The organism is Demequina subtropica (assembly GCF_000971235.1).
Lineage (GTDB): Bacteria > Actinomycetota > Actinomycetes > Actinomycetales > Demequinaceae > Demequina > Demequina subtropica.
Window position 1 is genome coordinate 1 of sequence record NZ_BBMB01000023.1, and the last position, 623, is coordinate 623.

At 69.0% G+C, this 623-nt stretch carries 1 protein-coding gene; it reads left to right on the top strand.

Annotation, left to right across the window (positions count from 1 at the left end; translation table 11 throughout):
* Positions 1–50: 50 nt before the first annotated feature.
* On the top strand, positions 51–623 hold a 573-nt coding region (locus AOM06_RS14270), incomplete at its 3' end, for a Hint domain-containing protein (RefSeq protein ID WP_228372970.1).

Here is a 623-nt window from a genome sequence, read left to right on the forward strand (position 1 = left end):
CGGTGGCGAAGGTCGCCAGCGTCGCGTCATACATCCCGGGCCCGATCGGTATGGCCGCGTCCGCGGTCGCGGTGGCCGGCTATGCCGCGTCGGGCAACTACAAGAAGGCAGCCTCGGCCGCGATCGGGTTGGTGCCCGGCGGGAAGGTGCTCTCGAGTGTGGCGAGGGTGGCGTCGAAGGCGTCGCGTGCGGTGAAGTCCTCGCGCACCGTGGCGAGGGTGGCGTCCGCGGTGCGGAAGGTGACGCGCCGCTCCGGCTGCAACAGCTTCGATGCTGGCACCTCGGTGTTGATGGCTGATGGGACGCGCAAGCCCATCGAGCAGGTCGTCGTCGGCGATCAGGTCGCCGCCGCCGACCTCGAGACAGGTCAAGCTGATGGTAAGGACGTCACCGACCTCATCCGTCACCTCGAGTCCGAGGTGTGGGTCACGCTGACCATCGCCACCCCGGCCGGTGTCGACGAGATTGATGCGACCGCGGAACACCCCTTCTGGGTCCTCGACCATGCAGGCGATCCCACCGTGGGGGTCTGGACCGACGCGGTCGATCTACGCGCAGGCGACCTGCTCGTCACCGCCGACGGTGACACCGCGACGGTCCTCGCCACCACCACCGACACCCTC